Origin of the sequence: Peribacillus sp. R9-11 (assembly GCF_031345095.1) — a bacterium.
Lineage (GTDB): Bacteria > Bacillota > Bacilli > Bacillales > DSM-1321 > Peribacillus > Peribacillus butanolivorans.
Genome location: NZ_CP133763.1, coordinates 2109984 through 2130015, shown reverse-complemented (window position 1 = coordinate 2130015; position 20032 = coordinate 2109984). Strand labels below are relative to the sequence as shown.

20 protein-coding genes and 2 pseudogenes are annotated in these 20032 nt (G+C 36.6%); 9 read left to right on the top strand and 13 right to left on the bottom strand.

All coding sequences use genetic code 11. The annotated features are described in order from the left end of the window. Nucleotides 1–63: 63 nt before the first annotated feature. Complete coding sequence (locus RE409_RS10455; RefSeq protein ID WP_201224943.1) at nt 64–825, top strand: GTP cyclohydrolase II; 762 nt, start codon at nt 64–66, stop codon at nt 823–825. 191 nt (nt 826–1016) lie between these two features. After that, complete coding sequence (locus RE409_RS10450; protein ID WP_201224944.1) at nt 1017–1178, top strand: hypothetical protein; 162 nt, start codon at nt 1017–1019, stop codon at nt 1176–1178. 495 nt (nt 1179–1673) lie between these two features. Here RE409_RS10450 and RE409_RS10445 read toward each other — a convergent pair whose 3' ends face one another. The 8 genes from RE409_RS10445 to RE409_RS10410 form a co-directional block, all read right to left on the bottom strand. Beyond that, a complete protein-coding gene (locus RE409_RS10445; RefSeq protein WP_201181202.1) occupies nt 1674–1829 on the bottom strand; it encodes a hypothetical protein in 156 nt (51 codons plus the stop codon). A 208-nt stretch (nt 1830–2037) separates the two neighbouring features. Next, nucleotides 2038–2235, bottom strand: coding sequence for a hypothetical protein (locus RE409_RS10440; protein ID WP_201254514.1), 198 nt, complete (start codon nt 2233–2235; stop codon nt 2038–2040). A gap of 371 nt (nt 2236–2606) precedes the next feature. After that, nucleotides 2607–2822 carry a YneF family protein gene (locus RE409_RS10435; protein ID WP_034312934.1) on the bottom strand — a complete coding sequence of 72 codons (216 nt, stop codon included), beginning with the start codon at nt 2820–2822 and terminating at the stop codon, nt 2607–2609. Nucleotides 2823–2906: 84 nt separating this feature from the next. Further along, a complete protein-coding gene (gene sirA, locus RE409_RS10430) occupies nt 2907–3347 on the bottom strand; it encodes a sporulation inhibitor of replication protein SirA (RefSeq protein WP_201249729.1) in 441 nt (146 codons plus the stop codon). A 296-nt stretch (nt 3348–3643) separates the two neighbouring features. Further along, nucleotides 3644–5647, bottom strand: coding sequence for a transketolase (gene tkt / locus RE409_RS10425; RefSeq protein ID WP_201181206.1), 2004 nt, complete (start codon nt 5645–5647; stop codon nt 3644–3646). Nucleotides 5648–5880: 233 nt separating this feature from the next. Next, nucleotides 5881–6114 (bottom strand): DUF896 domain-containing protein, encoded by a 234-nt coding sequence (locus tag RE409_RS10420; protein ID WP_201181208.1) that lies wholly within the window; start codon nt 6112–6114, stop codon nt 5881–5883. Between the two features lie 64 nt (nt 6115–6178). Beyond that, on the bottom strand, nt 6179–6835 hold the full coding sequence (locus RE409_RS10415) for a YneB family resolvase-like protein (RefSeq protein WP_201181209.1): 657 nt from the start codon (nt 6833–6835) through the stop codon (nt 6179–6181). A gap of 19 nt (nt 6836–6854) precedes the next feature. Further along, nucleotides 6855–7166 carry a cell division suppressor protein YneA gene (locus tag RE409_RS10410; RefSeq protein WP_201181210.1) on the bottom strand — a complete coding sequence of 104 codons (312 nt, stop codon included), beginning with the start codon at nt 7164–7166 and terminating at the stop codon, nt 6855–6857. A 155-nt stretch (nt 7167–7321) separates the two neighbouring features. On the opposite strand from RE409_RS10410, the gene lexA reads away from it, so the two are divergent. Further along, nucleotides 7322–7945, top strand: a complete 624-nt coding sequence (gene lexA / locus RE409_RS10405) for a transcriptional repressor LexA (protein WP_053345509.1) — start codon at nt 7322–7324, stop codon at nt 7943–7945. An 808-nt stretch (nt 7946–8753) separates the two neighbouring features. Continuing rightward, complete coding sequence (locus RE409_RS10400) at nt 8754–9041, top strand: hypothetical protein (protein WP_098174826.1); 288 nt, start codon at nt 8754–8756, stop codon at nt 9039–9041. Between the two features lie 258 nt (nt 9042–9299). On the opposite strand, the gene RE409_RS10395 is transcribed toward RE409_RS10400, so the two are convergent. The 4 genes and pseudogenes from RE409_RS10395 to RE409_RS10380 all read right to left on the bottom strand — a co-directional run. Then, nucleotides 9300–10832: an esterase/lipase family protein gene (locus RE409_RS10395; RefSeq protein ID WP_397444178.1), complete on the bottom strand. Its 1533-nt coding sequence runs from the start codon at nt 10830–10832 to the stop codon at nt 9300–9302. A 664-nt stretch (nt 10833–11496) separates the two neighbouring features. Continuing rightward, nucleotides 11497–11958 carry an NUDIX hydrolase gene (locus tag RE409_RS10390; RefSeq protein ID WP_201224950.1) on the bottom strand — a complete coding sequence of 154 codons (462 nt, stop codon included), beginning with the start codon at nt 11956–11958 and terminating at the stop codon, nt 11497–11499. 748 nt (nt 11959–12706) lie between these two features. Continuing rightward, entirely contained in the window at nt 12707–13030 is a 324-nt protein-coding gene (locus RE409_RS10385) for a YqaI family protein (protein WP_201224951.1), read from the bottom strand. Between the two features lie 358 nt (nt 13031–13388). After that, a pseudogene (locus RE409_RS10380) lies at nt 13389–13498 on the bottom strand (class I SAM-dependent methyltransferase); the annotation flags it as partial. Between the two features lie 61 nt (nt 13499–13559). On the opposite strand from RE409_RS10380, the gene RE409_RS10375 reads away from it, so the two are divergent. Continuing rightward, nucleotides 13560–14908 (top strand): IS3 family transposase gene (locus RE409_RS10375; RefSeq protein WP_201182105.1). Its coding sequence is split into 2 segments (ribosomal slippage): nt 13560–14004 and nt 14004–14908, totalling 1350 coding nucleotides; the frame shifts between segments, so codons are not numbered across the junction. 245 nt (nt 14909–15153) lie between these two features. On the opposite strand, the gene RE409_RS10370 is transcribed toward RE409_RS10375, so the two are convergent. Beyond that, nucleotides 15154–16608, bottom strand: coding sequence for an amidase (locus tag RE409_RS10370; protein ID WP_201181213.1), 1455 nt, complete (start codon nt 16606–16608; stop codon nt 15154–15156). A 180-nt stretch (nt 16609–16788) separates the two neighbouring features. Between RE409_RS10370 and RE409_RS10365 the strand changes: the two genes are divergently transcribed. The 4 genes and pseudogenes from RE409_RS10365 (at nt 16789) to RE409_RS10350 (ending at nt 20027) form a co-directional block, all read left to right on the top strand. After that, nucleotides 16789–17841, top strand: a complete 1053-nt coding sequence (locus tag RE409_RS10365; RefSeq protein ID WP_201224953.1) for a LuxR C-terminal-related transcriptional regulator — start codon at nt 16789–16791, stop codon at nt 17839–17841. A gap of 387 nt (nt 17842–18228) precedes the next feature. After that, on the top strand, nt 18229–18711 hold the full coding sequence (locus tag RE409_RS10360; protein ID WP_201181217.1) for a DUF2690 domain-containing protein: 483 nt from the start codon (nt 18229–18231) through the stop codon (nt 18709–18711). A gap of 524 nt (nt 18712–19235) precedes the next feature. After that, nucleotides 19236–19469, top strand: a pseudogene (locus tag RE409_RS10355) (IS110 family transposase); the annotation flags it as partial. 135 nt (nt 19470–19604) lie between these two features. Then, nucleotides 19605–20027 (top strand): hypothetical protein, encoded by a 423-nt coding sequence (locus RE409_RS10350; protein WP_201224954.1) that lies wholly within the window; start codon nt 19605–19607, stop codon nt 20025–20027. Nucleotides 20028–20032 lie beyond the last annotated feature (5 nt).

Sequence of the window (20032 nt, the reverse complement as noted above, 5' to 3'; positions counted from 1 at the left end):
GAACTGTTAAGCGTAGTATAAATTGCCCAAAATAATATTTTGAAGCATCAGGAGGAAGTTTATATGATTAATGAAAAAGTGGCTTTGATATTAGAAGATAAAATTAACGTTATTAAAAGTGGTGAAAAATCCATTTATTTAGTAGGCCCTATCAAATTACCCGTTAACTTAGAAGGCGAAACAACCATATTCCAATGGTATTGCTGGTTACGTTGTGAGAATATGGCAGGTCATTTTTGTGATGACGGCTCTTATAATACGGAAAAGATCATTGAAACTTTGGCCTCTTCCAATTTAGCGGAAATGCAGCAATCCAGTGTGTTACTGTATGGAGATTTTCAGCATTCTGCCGATGCCCTTATCCGTATGCATAGTATTTGCCATACTGGCGATATTTTTGGCAGCAAACGGTGTGATTGTGGATTTCAATTAAAGCAGGCTATGAAAATGATTGCGGCTCAAGGAACCGGTGCTTTATTTTATTTAGCGAATCACGAAGGAAGAGGCATCGGCTTATTTAGTAAAGCCATGGCTTATGTTCTGCAAGAAAATGGATTGGATACGGTGGAAGCGAACTTGGAGCTTGGGTTTGTTGATGATGCTCGTAACTATGATGACGCCATTCGAGTGTTAAAAAAACTGCGGTCCAATTCAGTGACTCTTATCACCAACAATCCGAGAAAATTAGCAGCCCTTCAAAAGTCAGGTGCCAATGTTGCAGGGAGAGTTCCGTTATGGGGAGATATCTCCGAGTATAATGAAAAGTATTTAGAAACTAAAGTCGTACGTTCCGGTCATTTAAAAGATGTATATCTAAATGAGTGACTGATTTTTATATGAAATTGGCTGTACTAATGAATGGCAAAACCGTTTCAAATCCCCTTGATGTATATGTCATTGTGATTGTTTACCGAATTGTTGGAATCAGAGTCTAGCAATGAAGACCGTACTTAATATTTCTCGTGCAAAGATCGATAATGGGATTGGAATCAGTCCCATAAAAATTGTAGCAAATCGTGAAAATTCAGAGATTCCTTGTCATTATTATCTTTATTAAAAATGGGATTGCCGACCAAATTGTTGAAACTGCAACTGTCCCAAAGACAGCAGCGTTTCTTCTGTTAGCGAGATGTTTTGAAAAACGATTGAGGCATTCATCCCAATCAAGGCTGCAATGATACCAATGGGTAATTACAAGGAAACCCGCATACATTCTTGCTTTCTTAGCCTTACCATCATCTTGTGTTGAAGCTATTGACTGGATAATATTTTTGAGTTGCAAAGATGAAATCGATATTAGCTATAGTCCAAATAAGGAACTAGCTTTCTTCAGTGTGAATGGCAGGGTTGCAGGCGAGACTTCCCCCCTGACTAGAGGTTTAAGACCGTGTTTTTTCATTTTGCGGATTAATGTCTTATAGTAACGCCCAATACCTTGCAGCCTTGCGAATACTCCCTTCCCGCTGAATCATGCTCTCATTTAGCTTTTTCTCCACAGACTTAAATAAGTTTCTTTGGGCATCTCATTTTTTAAGAATTTTGATAGACTGACAACCGTATGTTGTTTTGCTAGGCAACTTGAGTGTAAATACAGTTGATGAAATTTGGATTATTTTAGGATTAACTAATTTTAAATTGAGACTGAAAGCATGAAATGCAACCTGTAACTCCCCCTAAAGTGAAATGGTTACACTTATAGGTTTACTTTCATCAGTTAGTAGACATCCCTTGCATGAGGTTGGCTTAACAATGGTTGCTCCTTCATTAATAATAATTTTCAGTTTCTTAAAAGTTGTATCACTATCTCCATTTACATTGTCTAAAGCCACATGAGACACCCCTGTGTAGGATAAAAAATAAATATTAGTGGTATCACTATCATCGAATTATTCCTTCTTGATCCTTTCGTATTTAATTAAGATTAGGACTGATCAAAACCATTCTTTCCTTGCCCTTTACCATTAACTAAGATAAATGTTTCTCGTACATTCTCTGACCGCAAACCTTTAATCTCCATTGACCTCAGTCCACAGCCTACTAGTATGGCTTTGTTTCTAGTTTCCAGATAGTTTTTTTATAGAAAGAGGCCTCCATCGTCGCCTCCATTTCTTTAGCAGTGAAACCCTTCAACAATTTCCGTGGTACTTTTGGAGCTTCAACCTTTGTCGCAACGTTTACCTTTATATATTCCTCTCGCTCACACCAACTCAAAAATGCCTTAATCATCTTAAACATAGAAACGATACTTTGAGGTTGTAACCTGCTTTTTGTTTCACCCTTATATATGCCTTTAAGTCATGAGTAGTTATACTTTCTAATTCAGTAATAGCTCTTTTACAGGAAATTCTTCAACTGTTTAATTTCTTGCTTTTTGTTCTTCAAGATTTTCTCGGTAAACCCTTTCTTGGCATAATCCACGAACAACACAAAAAAACCCCTCTCTCTGATTTAGTTTCAGTCAGAGAAAGAGGTTTCGAATTAGTCTGATAAAAGATAAAGCAAAAACAATAGCCATTTATGATGAAAGTTTCACTCTATAAGGTAGTTTATGATTTGCTTATCTTATAATTGCTATCAATCAATTGATAAACCCTAAAGTTAAAGGTTTACTTTGTTTGTTGTTTATTCATGGCGCTCATCATTTGATTAATTTTCTTTTGGGATGGTTTCATACCCATTTGCATCATCATCATTTTCAACATTTGTTCGTTAATTGGCGGATTTTTCTTTAAGTAATCCATCATGTATTTACGAGCGATGAAAAATCCCAGCACTACTCCAGCAATCAATGCCAGTACGCCAACTAGAATGTAAACCCACATACTATTTCCTCCTTCATGTTGTCTAACATCAGTGTACTAGACCAAAGGTTATTATACAATACCCGCTACTGAAAAGTCCCCCATTTAGACAAATTTTCTTTCTTTTATCGGTTTTAACCAACCATATTTTTCGTGTTCAAAATCAATGGCCAGAAAACTCGCTTCGTATTTGCGAATACATTCAAAGAATGCTGTCTCCGCTTCATAGTCTCCATCAGCTTTAAGGGTAATAGAATCATCATGGATGGTTAATACTGCTTTGCTTGATCCACTCGTTTTTTCTAGATAGTATTTTCCATTCTGAGACCAAAAATTCATCTTTTTTTGCAAACGCTGTTCAATGGCTACCTGCAATTGGATAATAGGGACTGTCTTGGTGACAAATTCGATTTGTTTTTGCAAAATACTCTTCAGTCTGCCCCTTGCTTGAATATACTCCAAAAACAAATTGAAAAATAGCTTTTCTCTTCCATAATAATGATGGGCAAATTCATCTTCGATTAAAAAAATTTGATAGGTTCTCATTAGCCAATGCCTCCTAGCATTCCTATTTTGGAAACCAGAACATTTTTATTTTTCGATAACCCGCCATTATTTTCTATATTATAATGGCTACTCCCCTTTAATTGACATATTTAAACGAAAATTATTTATTCTTATTATATATTGACAAACCAACAAGATATGTTGTTTGCTGGAGAAATATTTTTCTTTTTTTGTCGAATAGAAGATTTACCGTAAATAATGGGCACTTTCAACATGCTTTAAGAAGATTCGATAAAAAAACTGACACCAAACTAGTTTGGTGTCAGTTCCGAATTTTATTTAAGCATTTCTTTCACACGAGCAACTACATTTTCTACAGTGAATCCGAACTCTTGCATGATCTTACCACCTGGTGCAGAGGCACCGAAATGATTAATTGCCAAGATTTCGCCTTCATCGCCAGTATAACGATCCCAACCAAACGGTGAAGCCACTTCGATTGCTAGACGTTTCTTAACAGCCGGGTTGATTACACTTTGTTTATATTCTTTAGATTGAGTTTCGAAACGATCCCATGATGGCATGCTGATAACAGAAACTTCAATTCCTTCTGATGCTAATGCTTTCTGTGCTTCAACAGCCAGGTTTACTTCAGAGCCAGTCGCAAGAAGTAATGCATCCGCTTCATCTTTATTAGAAGCAGATATAATGTAAGCCCCTTTTGAAACACCTTCATAAGCAGTTTCAGAAGTGTTTTTTATCGTTGGCAATCCTTGACGTGTTAGAACAAGGGCAGTCGGTTTGTTAGTTGACTCCATCGCCACTTTCCAAGCTGCTGCTGTTTCATTACCATCAGCCGGACGGATTACCCCAAGGTTCGGCATTGCCCGCAATGAAGCTAATTGTTCAATAGGCTCATGTGTCGGTCCGTCTTCCCCTACAGCAATACTGTCATGAGTAAATACATACGTAACAGGAAGACCCATCAATGCTGCCATACGTATAGCCGGGCGTAAATAATCAGAGAATACGAAGAAAGTTCCGCCATACACTTTTAAACCACCATGAAGGGTCATCCCATTCAAAGCTGCTCCCATAGCGAATTCACGAACACCGAACCAAATGTTACGTCCACTATAATTACCCGGTAATAGATCTGTCTCACCTTTAATGGCTGTATTATTAGATCCGGCTAAATCTGCTGAACCACCAATAAAGCTAGGAACCTTTTTGGCAATCGCATTTAGGACTTCTCCACTTGAAGCTCGGGAAGCTAATGTTTTTCCTTCTTCGTAGACCGGAATTTCCTGGTCCCACTCCAGAGGTAATTCACCTTTTATAGCCAGCTCTAATTGTTCAGCTAACTCAGGATGTGCTTCTTTGTAATTTTTAAACAGTTCGTTCCAAGCTTCTTCTTTTTTACTGCCTGCTTCGACGCAAGCTTCATTAAAGTGGGAGTACACTTCTTCAGGAACATAGAAATCCTCTTCAAATGTCCATTTGTATGCTTCCTTAGTCAGTTTCAACTCATCTGCACCAAGCGGCGCACCATGAACAGCAGACTTACCAGAACGGTTTGGTGAACCATAACCGATTACGGTTTTCACTTCTATTAATGTTGGACGTGCATCGTCAGTCTTTGCTTCTTCAATTGCCTTCGCAATTTCCTGAAGATCGTTTCCATCTTCTACGCGCAGATATTGCCAGCCATACGATTTGAAACGGTTAGCTACACTTTCACTAAATGATTGGCTTAAATCGCCGTCAAGTGAAATATCGTTTGAATCATATAAAACAACAAGTCTTCCAAGCTGAAGATGTCCAGCTAATGAAGCGGCTTCTGCAGATACGCCTTCCATTAAATCTCCATCTCCACAAATGCTATATGTATAATGATCAACCACATTATAAGAATCACGGTTGTAACTTTCAGCCAAGTGACGTTCTGCCATCGCCATCCCTACTGCCATTGCAATCCCTTGTCCTAGTGGTCCTGTGGTCGCATCAACTCCAGCTGTATGACCGAACTCCGGATGTCCAGGAGTTTTGCTACCCCATTGGCGGAAATTCTTCAAATCATCGATGGATAAGCCATACCCTGACAAATGAAGAAGGCTGTATAACAGCATAGATCCATGACCAGCAGAAAGAACAAAACGGTCTCTATTAAACCAATCAGGGTTTTTAGGGTTATGATTCATATATTCAGTCCAAAGTTTATACGCCATCGGGGCTGCACCCATTGGCATTCCCGGATGACCAGAATTAGCCTTTTCAATTGCATCAATCGATAATGTACGAATTGTATTGATAGAAAGTGCATCTAATTTATCTAACATATTGTAAAACATCCCTTCCTGTAATGTACCTCTTTATATTATAGTGACCTGCTTAATATCACAACTAAAATCACTAAATCCTTCCCCAATATTTCAATTTTCTAGTAACTAGAGAAGTCCACTATTTAGGTTAAGCTAAAAAGGAGAATACATACATGAATGCATTCTCCTTTTAATTCTAAAGACCATAAGAAGGCCCGCCAATGAAAAGTTCCATCAGATAGCCCCATTCATTAATGTAAGTTTCTTTTTTCCTTTATATTTTTAATTTTTTGAGGTGTGACATCATTTCCTTCCGGATCAACAACTTTCACATGTTCCAGCGTATCGGACATAGAACGTCTGAATGTTTCCAAGTACTCACTTCTCAATTGGGTTTGCTCTTTAGACTCAACTTCTGTTAAGCCTTCTGCCTTAGCCTTTTTAGAAAGTTCATTAATACGGGCTAGTTTTTCTTTTGATAGCATAATTTCGCTCCTTCTAATGTACGGATATTGACATCGTATTAAAAAAAAAGCGAAATTACAAGTTCTATGATTGACTTTCAGGTGTATTCTGTTGATATTCAAGAAAGCGCCTGTGAACTGTAGCTTTGGATACATTATAGCCAAAGCCCCTTAACGTGGCTGCGATTTCTGCAAACGTCAATCCATTTACCCGAAGTTTAACAATTTCTTCAATAGGTATCTCCTTACGGTCTCTTCCAGTAGAATTACTCTGGTTTTGAAGGTTTTTTTGAGGGCGATATCCCTTTTCCACTGCTCGTAACATCCCGCGTTTAATTTTTAAATTATGTAGTTTCCTTTGATATTCTTCTACAATGCCGACTATTTGGATAACCATAGCATCTGAATCCGATAGCTCAAGTTCCCCATCATGGGAAAGTGTATAGATTTTAACGCCTTCTTTAAGAACAACATGAAACAGAGCAATTTTTGCATTTCCTCTGCCTAGTCTCGTTTCGTCTTGAATTAATAGAACTTCAGCCTCTTTAGTTTTAAATAGATCCAGCATGTCAAAAATACCATCACGGTTTAATTCGTAACCGCTTGCTTGCTCTTTTATAATAGATACTACATCCATATCCATTTTCTCAGCCAATTTGACTAATTCATCTTCCTGCCTAGCTAACGATGTTTCCTGCGACTCTTTTTCCGTACTTACTCTACAATAAATTACTGCTTTCATAATACCCTACCTTTACTACTTACTGCTGACTGGCCAAATTCTGAACAAGCTTTTCACTTTTAACCGGAATGACGATGACTTGACCAGGTTTAATTGAATCTGCACTGACTTCGTTGTGCTCTTCTATCCAACCAATGAATTCTTTTTTTGTCAAATCAGCTTCTTCATATTTTTCTGCAATCTCCCATAAGGTATCACCTTCATTTACTTCTATTGAAAGAAAATTATTTTTTTGATTTTTGTCTAATGTGCAGGAGAATAAAATTGAAAAGATAAATACTGATCCCGCTAATAGAATCGTATAAATATAATTTTTGTACAACTTTTTCATAAATATCCCTCCAAGGCGAATGTTCGTTCGTATCTTATACCCAGATTATAGTACGAACGTTTGTTTCAGTCAACAACAAAATTCGAACTTATGTTTGTATAGAAATAGGGGCCATGCTATAATAAAGCAAAGAACTTTGGAGAAGAGGTGCACATATGACTAAACTATCAAAACGGCAGCAAGATATTCTTGATTTCATTAAAGAAGAGGTTCGCCAAAAAGGGTATCCACCTTCCGTAAGAGAGATTGGCGAAGCAGTGGGACTTGCATCAAGTTCAACGGTACATGGACATTTATCTCGTTTGGAAAGTAAAGGACTAATCAGACGTGATCCTACTAAGCCGAGGGCCATTGAAATCTTAAACATAGAGGAAGCCAACACTATACCTAAGACTAATGTCGTTAACGTGCCGTTGCTTGGGAAAGTAACAGCAGGCATGCCGATAACCGCCATTGAGAACATAGAAGAATACTTCCCACTTCCCGAAAGTATGGTTCCTCATGATGATCATGTATTCATGCTCGAAATCATGGGAGAAAGTATGATTGAAGCAGGAATTCATGATGGGGATTATGTCATCGTGAAACAACAGAGCAATGCCAATAATGGAGATATCGTAGTAGCCATGACTGAAGATGATGAAGCCACGGTAAAACGATTCTTTAAGGAACCGGATTACATACGGCTTCAGCCTGAAAATTCAAATATGGAACCAATTATTTTAAGAGGTGTCACGATACTTGGAAAAGTAATAGGCCTGTATAGACAAATACACTAAAAGCGCTAACTGCGCTTTTTTTGTTTGTCTAATTTATGTCCCATATTCCATCAATATGCATATGGAAGACTATGTTTTTGTGAATTTTTTATTTTTTAGTAGAAATCGTTTTTAATAGGAGTATCTACTTTTTCTCTTTAATCTATCAAGCGATCTTTGACTTCATATTTCAGTTAACAGTACCTATGTATTAAAAAGGCAAAATACCTCGTTTCGATCTTTCAGTACGGATGAAAGTGCTTAAGGAAAGTTTTTACTCATAAAACCAAATCTTGCTCCCTACTCATTTTTTTACTGCTCTCCTACTTCTACTGTAGTTAAACGTTTAATAACTGTCCAAAAGGTGTATCGGGCAATCTTTAAATCTTTAAGAGTAAAGACGGTGAAAAAGGATGATTTATGAGATAATTGAACGTTTTGTAGGTGAACTAGCTCAAGTAAACGGGGAAAGGAAAGACTGTCCAGAAACTCACTTCCGAAAAATACTCAAGTCGGAGACGTATTGACTTTTGAAGGTATTACTATCGAGGTATCCTAGGAAGAACAATATAAATAAAGAAAAGAAATGGATGGTTTAATGGAAGAACTTTGGGATGACTTACATCAAAAAAAACTTTGAATCCACCATTATGTAATGGATTCAAAGTTTTTTATTTTGAACCATGAAAAACCCTCAAACCAAGTCAAATCAAGAGCATTTAAACATTCCTCTTAATCGGTCTAAATCTTAAGGTATAAATACTTTATTGATGGTAAAAATTAATTAAATAAACCTTCCTTTACTTTCTCGTGAAAGTGGTGTTATTATTTGGATTTCCCAACCATCCATACAAACTTTTGGGATGCAGTAATAGCCATCCCAACTATCATAATCTTGACTCAAATTTTGAAGATCATGTTTCATATCCCTCCAAAATTCATACCTACAATTGCTATAGTTCTAGGATTAATCATTTCCATTTTCATTAGCCATCGTCATCACTTTGTAGCAGGCATTTTCATGGGCTGGTTCTATGGTTACGCAAGCATAGGCAATTATGCTGCGCTCAAAACTGCCATTTTGTCATATAGAGATTCTAATCAAAATAAGGATTAAGTAAACAGCGGTTTGCAGCTTTTTCTGCAGATGCAAATATTCTTAAACCTTATTCTCCTTTTGAATTCAAGTTTAAGCTACATAGTTAATTCCTAAAAATACACACATCGAATTGTTTTATTAACAAATTTTCCTAAGTAGAAATCTTTAAATAAAATAAAGAGAGCCTTATTGCTTCTGCATAACGCTCTTCTCCCTGTATCCCCTAAACAAGATGCCCTCTCAATAAAGAGAGGGCTATTTCCTAATTTTTTTATTCTATTTTTCAATATAGACTGAGCGAATCAAAGTACGAGTTCTTTCAGTACCATCTATATTTTTTTCTTTTACATCAATCGTTATATTATAAACACCTGATTTAGGCACTTCTGGAAAGGCACCCGAAAAATTCTCTGTATCAATTTCTTTTATTGAGCTATTTTTAGCAATTTCATTTCCATCTTCATCAATAAGATGAACAGTAAAGGTGGTGCTAGTTGACTTATATTTATTTTTCATCGGAGTCTTTATTAAGAATTTTGCATCCTTTTGTTTTACTTTCCCGGACATACTTAATGTAATGGGATCCATTTCATTAAATTGTGCTGTTAACAGGAATGCATCTTTTGGTGACTTAGTCTTCATTCGTACCTTCCAGTTTCCAACTTCAAGGCTATTTCTTTTAAATGTTTGGATAGTTGCACCAGAAAAAAAGGATGATTTATTCTCAGTAGAGATTACTTGTAAGGAGGGTAAATATGTTTGATCAGATGGAGAAATTAATTCCACCTCTACATCATCTGAGGCTGTGTATATCGTTACATTACCAGAGGTTGGTTCATTAACATTGAAGGTTTGCTCGATCCAGGCATGTTGTTGCAGCATTCCTCCATGAACTGTTTGAGAAATATCAGTTTTAATAATCTCATCTTGAACTTGTTGTGTTGACTTAGTATTTAAACTTGGAACTCCAGCAATTGAATCACTTCTTAAGTATGGTTCAATTCTTGAAAAGACAGCAGAACCTATGCGTATGTTGTCGTGATCTAAGTTTGGATCAGTAAACAAATGGAAAGCATAAGGTAATTTTGCACTCCATACATTTACTAGACCATCATTTTCTCCATAAGAAGATAAATATTGTCCTCCCATTGATAAAGCGGAAAGAGCTGGACCTCTATTCATTCCTGTAGCGGTGTAATACTTATTTTTTCGAGAGTTTACATGGTTATCTGTGACTGAACGAAATTCTGCCATTTTTCCTACTTGCAAAGAGTATGTTCCATCATCTTTTTGACCAAGCAACGAACCCAGCCAACCCGCATACCAGCTATAAGCTAAATCAGCTAAGTTAGAACCATGATGAGGAGAAGCCAGAGTTATAACCCTTCCAACATAAAGATGTGCTCCATAGTGAACAAGGGCTGCTTGAGTGTCTGGCCCTCCCTTACTATGAGCTATAATATTAACTTTTCTTCCCCCAAAATGGTTACTGATATCAGCAAGTTTTGATGCTAAAAGCCTACCATTAGTATATTGGCTTACTGAACCATTTCCAGCCGCATCATAGAGCTGAACAAAAACAGTTTGGTAACCCGCTTCATATGCTTTTGTATACATATCATTTACACCATGATATTCCGTTTCTCCGTACCAGCTAGTTGAACTCCCATTTTTTCCTTGAACAAATACGATTGGTGGTTTATTTACATCTAGATTAGGTGGGATATCTCCTAGAAACCAATCCCCTGGTGTGAAAGTTTCAGATGGCGGCTTTAATTTCCCTGCCGAGGTAATGTTTGGCTTAACCATAACTAATATTGTTGAAATGAGGACTAGAAAAACGATATATTTAATTAAATTTCTTTTCAATTATTTTCTCCTCCTAGACCTTTTTTTGTATTTTCCGAATATCCAAAACCTCCTTTTCTCATTTTACAAGTCTTTATTAAGTCTATATTTGTGCTTTAGCAATCTATTACCTGCAATCTTTCTAAAAATGAGTGAAAAAAACTAGAGATGCTTCAACAATGTAGAGATAAAGTATGACTAGTATATCTATATCTTATTAATAAACATAGGTCCATCTCATTCAAGAGGTACTCTCATAAATAAAATCTCTAAAATCTGTAGCAGGTGCACTTCGGCCAATTTTTGGTTCAAAAAAAGTTTACAACATTTTTATCGGCATCAGGATGGGAAAACAAAAAGCCAACATTATAAAATGTCGACTCAATCAATACAACACTTAACATTATTCAGCTATAAAGGTAAAGGTCGGCATAGGTTTTATTTCGGTGCTACTTATAGCCGCTTCTAAAAAATTCATTTCCGATTTGATAAGTGTATTTAATCTTACTTTTGTTACATGTTATAGAATTAATCAATACAACCCCACAATAAGAAAGCCAACAATATTTATGCTGACTTTATCATTTTTCATATTAAACTTATCAAAGCTCTAGTTTAATGATAGCTAATTAGCCTCATGTATCATATTACCATCCATATAGCTGAAGATATGAACCCCTTCTTTTTCCAATAATACTGGCAGGTAGTGAGGTATTTTCTCTGGAATTCCAAGGTTTTGAGGGTCGAGTATCCAGTCAATTGACTTCCAATCTAAAATACCTTCTCGCATTTTCTTTGGTGTCTCATATACATGACTGCTATCTAACTCACCTAAAAAAACATGAAGCCCCTCGATTACACCCTCTGCAGTTTCCCATGTTATTGTACCTTGTGAGAAAAAATCTTCTAAGTGTATACCAGTTTCTTCCTCTAATTCACGCAGAGCAGTTTCCTCTGGTGATTCTCCTCTTTCAATTTTCCCTCCCACACCGTTCCAAACCCCCATAATTGGCGCTTTTTCTCTATTAAGCATGAGCAATTTACTCCCTTGCTTAATAAAACAAACTGTATATTTGAACGACCTCATAATCCAACACCTCTAATAGAATATATTACCTTAAATTATTAATTAGATTATTCTTAAATCACTGCATTATCAGCTTACTAACTTGTGGCATCATCCCATTATCGAACAAAAAAGCCAACAATAATTGGATTGACCTATACTGATTCTTATTTTGTTCTTCTAGTTAGATCGTATATTTGCCTATTTTCAGAATAAGATTTCTTCATAAAAAAGCCATTTGTTTTGTATTTTCCCCAAAGTCTTTTTTTCACAACTTCAACTTTTCTTTTGCTTAGGAGTAGTGAATTCCCGATAGTATAGAAGTTTTCTATGATTTGTCGAATTAATTCCCATACAAAGTATAGGGTGACAGCATCTCAACTTCAAATATAGCACACAACTATTGAACAGAAGCAGATAGGAACAATTAGTAAAGAACCTGCGCTAGAGAATTTAACATTTTTATACTTATTTATGTACTTATTACCTTCTTCGATATTACTTTATTAGGTAAATATCTCCCTGGACAGTTACAATTGCACATCCGAATGTATCCAAAAGATTAAAGTACAATTTCTTAGAGAAAATTATTAAATTGAAATTAGTGTATTATTATCGATATTTGACATGAAATTCAGGATGATTTGTCTTTCTATAAGGAACAAGCCCTATCTCCTACAAAGGAAAGAGAGCTCAAATATTTTTATTAATCTTATTTGCAATTTCTTCGATTGCGCCAATTGCTCCTAGTCTTAGTGTACTAAATAATTCATTTCATAGATTTAATTAAATCCTTTCTTTTCGATAACTCATGTTGCCTTCCAAAAACAAATAGATTGTCTTTCTGGGTTTGATCCAAGAGTTCTTTTTTTATCAGCAGTTTTAAATAAAAAACGTAAACTTCACTAAGGTAACTATCTAGGTTTACTTTCAACACAACTTCACCTGTGGATGGATCCATTACAATTGAATCACCCAATAAAATTCCATGGCCATAATAATCAATGCCTGCATGTTCTGGTTGCGCTTTAAAGCTAAGAAAACCTATCTTTAGAGTCTGAGAAATTTTTGGATGTTTGATTTCTTTAGGCACTTAACTCGCCTCCTTTATACTCGTATTTCACACCAACAACAGGTAAATTAATTTCTGTGATAAGCTCTTCTTTTCTTTTGTCAAGTGTTTGTCTACGATTTGAAAACTAAACGAGATACTTTGCGCAAGAGTTATCCTGGCCCTTACCTCTAAAGGGGTACCCCAACATTTCGTGAATTGCTAATTAATATATAGAAAGTTGAAGCTGGTTTCTCTTACACTATGCACTTTTACTGAAATTCTTTGTTGATTCTCGTCCAAAAAAAGAAAAAATCTTCAAATTCCAGTAACGGGTTCGGTTTTGAGGTGCAAAAAAAAGAAATTTATTCTTCTTTACATAAGACTTGAGGGCTCAACTTATTAGTTTATATCCTTTACTTGCTAAAGGAATTGTTGCTCTGCCTGTTCCACAGGCTAAATCAATTATAGGACGGTTTTTGAAGCCCATTTCAAAAGATATGAAAGGTCTTCAATGTTGAACTGCACCCCAATTGTTAGACAACATCTAACAATTGGAGGTGCAGTTTTTTTGACTAAATATACGATAGACGAAAAATTACATGCAGTTTTAGAGTACTTGGAAGGGAAAAAATCCTATAAATCCATCGCACAAGAAAGAAATGTAGGTCTATCCCCTCTGAAGAGATGGGTCGCTCGCTATCTAGAACATGGGATGGAAGGAATTGCTTCATCCTATACAAATTACACTCTGCCCTTTAAACTAGAGGTACTTAATTATATGAACGAATATGGGGCATCGATCAGCGAGACCGCTGTACACTATAATCTTCCTTCCGATTCTACACTTTTGAAATGGTCAAATCAGTTGAAGGAAGGAGGTATAGACGCCCTTAAACCAAAGAAAAAGGGGCGTCTATCCATGAAAAAAGAAACCAAAAAAACATCACCAGCTAAAGGCTCTCAAGAAGCACTTCTTGCCGAATTAGAATACTTACGTGCAGAGAATGCCTATCTAAAAAAGTTGAATGCCTTAGTTCAAGAAAAGGAAGCCCTACAAAGAAAGACAAAGCGAAAGTAGTCCATGAACTAAGGAAACAATTTGATTTAAATCTGCTTCTATCCATTTCTAACATGGCACGGAGTACATACTATTATTGGGTAAACGCCTTCGGGCGTGAGGATAAATACACAGAAATGAAATCCCTTATCGAAGAGATTTTCCATACGCATAAAGGGCGCTATGGGTATCGGCGTATCACCCTAGAATTACGTAACAGAGGTGCTCGCATCAATCATAAAACAGTTCTCCGATTGATGAATGAACTAGGATTGAAGTCTTTAGTTCGCATGAAGAAATACCGTTCGTACAAAGGGAAAATCGGCAAGATTGCACCCAACATTCTAGCACGTGATTTCAAGGCAACAAACTCAAATGAAAAATGGGTGACAGACGTCACAGAATTCCATCTAGCTGGGGAGAAACTATACTTATCGGCCATTCTTGATCTGTTTAATGGAGAAATCATCGCCTATAATGTCGAATCTCGGCCTGTTTATCCCCTCGTTTCCAAAATGCTGGAGAAAGCCTTTGACCGCTTGGAATCGAAAGATTCACCCATTCTTCATTCAGATCAGGGCTGGCATTACCAGATGAAACAATATTCGCATGATTTGAAAAGACATAACATTACACAAAGCATGTCCCGTAAAGGAAATTGTCTCGATAATGCGGTCATAGAAAACTTCTTTGGCCTATTAAAATCAGAGTTACTTTATCTTCAAGAATTTGAAAGCATGGAGCATTTCAAACAAGAATTAGAAGAATATATCCATTACTACAATCATCAACGAATCAAGGTAAAATTAAAAGGCATGAGCCCGGTAGAATTCCGGGTTCATGCCCTCAAGGCTGCCTAATTAAATAAAGTGTCTAACTTTTTGGGTTCACTTCATGTATGGTTCATTTTCCTTTTCTGTACAACACTTTGCGTATGTTTTGAGCTTTTAGTTGGTGGGTTCCCTTCTCGGAATGCAAACGGGGATTTATAGGGGAATAAACGAACTAGAAGAATCAGTTTTTTGTTTCCAACAAAAAAGACTGTCGAGACATTTTCGACAGTCCGATGGACTATATTTTAGTGGTGAACCTTTATTTGTGAAGGTTACCCTTGGGATTCTACGAACTCTTTTACCATAGGCGGACGGTGGTCTTTCCAAGGTCGAGCCTCTTCGATTTGGCGAGCAAGCTTAAGGAGAGTGGCCTCTTCCCCAAATCGACCAGCAAACTGCATACCGATAGGTAAACCATTATGACTCCAAGCAAGCGGAAGCGAGATAGCTGGTTGTCCGGTGGTGTTAAAAACATTTGTGAATGGAGCGTAAGTAAAGATCTGCTCCGTCCATTGTTCTGCACTTACTCCTGGGGCATTGGCATTAAGTTGACCCAAAAGAAGAGGTGGTTGTCCCGTGGTAGGAGTTAGTAAAACATTATAGTCTTTAAAAAACTCTCCGATTGTTCTTGACACCATATTCATAATATCCAAAGCTTGCAACAATTCGACAGCTGTCATCGATTTTCCATGCTGATAGCAAGCCCAGCTTGTAGCTTCTAAATTCTCCTCGGATGGATTTTTCCCCAGAAACTGGGCCACGTTATCCATCATATTTGCCAGATTACTTGTCCATAGTCGAACTGTTGCCAGCATGTGCTGTTCGTTATTAATGTATGGAGTAGTTTCCACTACTTCATGTCCCAGTTCTTCACAAAGTCTCACAGTCTCATATAAAGCTTTATTACATTCTGGATTAACAGGTACACCGGAAAGTGGTTTGTCTGTCCAAGCAATTCGAAGACGTTGAGGTGGTGTAGAGAGTTCCTTAAGATAAGGAGTGGTAGGGCGTTCAGCCCAAGCATAGCACCCTAGATCTGGGCCTGATACAGCATCAAGTAGTGCTGCCGTATCTCTCACGGTTCGTGTGAGCGCAAATTCAATACCGAGTCCACAAAGCACCTCTCCCATATCCGGACCAGTTGGTATACGACCTCGTGTAGGTTTTAACCCAATGAGTCCATTGCAAGAGGCAGGAATTCGAATCGATCCACCACCGTCGTTGGCATGAGCAAGAGGTACAATTCCTGCCGCAACAGCTGCTCCCGATCCACCACTGGAACCTCCTGAACTCCTTTCATTATTCCAAGGGTTACGTGAAGGGCCATAGAGAACAGATTCAGTTGTCGCATTAAATGCAAATTCAGGTGTGGCTGTCGTCCCGATGGTTACAAAACCAGCTTTGCGGAAACGTGCCATTAATTCTGTGTCATGAGGGAGTACGAAACCATCAGCTAGTTTACTCCCCATTCGGGAAGGGATGCCAGAGGCATGAAGAGCCATTTCCTTGATGAGAAAGGGAACCCCTTTGAACGGTCCATTTGGTAAAGCTTCCAGGTCACGTTTCGCGTTTTCCCTTTGAATACTAACTACAGCATTCAGCTTGGGATTTATTTCTTCTATAGCATGTAAGGCTGTTTTTATCAGCTCCTCAGGGGTGACTTCCTTACTTTTTACTAACTCTGCTAAACCAACACCATCATACTGAAGATACTCCGAAAACTTCATCAAAAATCCCTCCTGTTTTTTTAAAATATTATATATTTTCAGTATAATTAAGCGAGGTGAACTCGCCAATTACCTAAAAGGACCAAAAAAGGAGGAGAATGAACTACTTTTAGGTGAAATCGGTTGCAAAATTCAATATAATGGAGTTGGAATATTTTGATTTGTGTGGAGGGTATCAAAATGGAAAAGTTGTCTCGTAAAGATTATGAAGATATACATCGTGTCCTTCATGAAACCATGGTATCACCTGACATGTACCGAAGACAGGTTCTTCAAGCTTTATCCCTTACGTTTGGATATGACAAATCTATATTCTGGATATCAGAATCTAATGGACATTTGGTTGACCCAACAAACCATAATATTCACGACCATATTATAGATCTTTACTGTAGTCAGTACTACCAAATGGATATTTTATATCCAATGAATATTAAAGAAAAAATGAGATGCAAACAAGTTATTACCATAAATGATGTAATGAGCACTTTTAAATACGAGAAAAGCTTATACTATCAGTCCTTTATGAAGGAGTACGGATTTTATGACGAATTAGGCGTATATCTAGTCCATCAAGCAAAACTGTTAGGTGCAATCGGCCTTGTTCGATATGAGCACGAAGAGCCATTTAATGCGAAGGATACTTTTATATTAGAGATATTGGCTAAGTCCATATCATTTTCTTTAGCGAACTTTCTTTCACTAGAAGAAATAGGGGCTCAAAAGAAAACACTAGAAATGCTTTCCAACGCCTCATCCACTGGTCAAATTCTTTTTAATTCCGCCATGACTATCTATCATGCAAACTCTGCGGCTAAGGAAATCTGCTCTATCCATTTTGCATCCCAAGTTATTCGAAACCCTGTTCAGCAATTTTTGCAGGAAGTGATATGGAAAGAAAACTGGAAACTAGGCTTAATCAGCAAGATTCTATTGCCTACCCGGCAAGAAGTTACGATTTATATTATGAAGGCTGACATCTCAAAAGATCATTACGTAGCTTACTTAAGTCTAAGTGATGAAAAAGAAGTACACCATCTAATCGAAGAAAAACTAACCACTAAAGAACGAGATATTCTAGCATACATTACTAAAGGATATACCAATGAGGAAGTATCAAAAGAGCTTTTCATTAGCGTAAATACAGTGAAGCGTCACCTTCAAAATATTTATCGTAAATTAGGGGTAAAAAATCGAACGAGTTTAAGTTATCTAGTTATGATGAGAGACTAGAGGCAATGAACCAGAAGAGTTCGTTGTTGATGAACTCCATCTATATTTAAACTTCGTTACAAGATTCAGGTGGTTTATGAATACTTTCAACAAAGGAAGGTTCTTCTTACCTTAGAATCGTATTTTTTATTATTTCATACTATGTATAAGTGAATGTAAATTAACCGTTAGCGTTCATTTCCTGAAGATAATTAAGTAATTGTGTAATAGTCCAATGTCCAAGTCCCTTTTCTTCAATAAAGAATTAGATGTTTCATGACAATAAAATTATTCCGTTAAAGGGCCAGATTGTTAAATAAGATAGTAGTTTAGTTATATAGATTATAAATACGCATAACGTTAAAATTTTCAGAGTATTTAAAAAATAATATTAAGGGGAGGATTATAATGAAACAAAAATTGTTCGTATTTCTTTCATTTTTGGCGTTAACCACAATGTCATTTTCTATTCCCAATGTAGAGGCTGCAAGTTATAACGGGAAGAGTCCAGTTTCTACTGGTTGTCAAAATGATGCCTACACGGCAGTTTCTACGAGTGTGAAGAAGGATAATGGAACCATTGTTGGAACAATTCAGGTAAAATATAGTCCATCCTGTAAGTCTGCTTGGGCGAAAACTACATTTAATTCTGCCTTGCCATCCGGTTATACAGGGAATGCCTTTATTCACCAGTTTAATTCCGATCATTCAATAAAGCTCCGATCATATGATTGTAATAGTTCTGGAGGAAATGGAAAAGTACTTTCCGGACAAAAATCATGTTATACCCCCATGGTTGATGATCCAGTGGGAAATTATGCGAAAGCAGAAGGATATCGATCAACAAGCTCGAATCCTTTTGAAGCTTATGGTATTACTGGATACTATTAATAGGGGTCCTGCCGACAAAACGCGAATACGCTAAGACAATTTTTGGAATAAAAAGCCCTGAACTTTCTACGCTAAGTAGAAGATTCAGGGCTTTGTTTGAAAAGACTTATCTTATTGTTGATCACACTTTTTCTTTAATATCTTTTTCATCATATTGTTTAACAGTTAGCCAAGGTTCAATTAGCATTTTTAAGTCCTGTTGAAATATGGTAGAATCCGCATTAATTTTGTTAATTCGATTACTTGGTTCGATTTATAACAATTGGAATGTGGCCCCTTAATCCTCGAATCGTTTCCGTGCCCCTAATAAAGTTGTATCGTTTTGAAAAAAGATTGATTGAAATATGGGCTATATTTGATGTGAAACGTTGATTTAACAACGTTTATAAATTTTTTAATCAATCTTTTTTATAAAAATTGAGTTGCTGTTATAAGTTATACAGGTTTGAAAAAAATAGAGCCCCTCAGTAAGATACGAGTATAGAGTCCAATCTAACTCAAAGTCTTAAGGAGGAAGCCCTACTATGAATTTTAAAATACAAAACAAACAAAATCAACTAATTGAAAGAATTACGGATCAACATCTAGTTGTTGGTGTGGATATCGCCCAACACGTACACGTGGCCCGTGCTGTAAACTATCGGGGCATTGTGATCGGGAAACCTTTGTCTTTTGAAAATAACGAAGAGGGTTTTACTAGATTACTAAACTGGATCAAGGAACTAAAACACATGAAAAACCTAGACACCACGATAGTTAAACTGAGGGAGTTCATTATGACTTATTGTAGAGTTGACACAAACTGTGCGGTAAAACTTCCTGGGAAGGTTGGTTGAAGAAGAAATGAAGTTATTTAATTAACTAAAAAGAGATTGTGATAGAGGAGACTTTTAATGGATAACTTTAAGCAAGCAATAGTTAATGGTGATTTTGTTAAAGCAAAACACATTGCTTTGAATATAGACGCGGAAAATCTTAAAGAGATTCTTTTTATTGTTGCCTACGATGATGAAAATATCTCACCATATAGTTTTGTGAATTACTTATTACTTGATAAGGAGACCTCAGAATTACATCATTTGGCATCATTTCTACTTAGTATGGCACTAAACAATATAAAGGGGGCATATCAAACAGCTTGTTTTCATGCGAGAAAGGCTGCAGAATTATCTCCTGACGATATTAGTTTTAAGGAATATTTACTGCTTTTTTATGACTTGCCAGAACAGTTATTAAGTAAAGAGGAAGCTAATGAAATAGCTAAAGAGATATTAATGATTGATCCTAATAATGCAACTGTAAAGAGCATCTTTTAAAGATA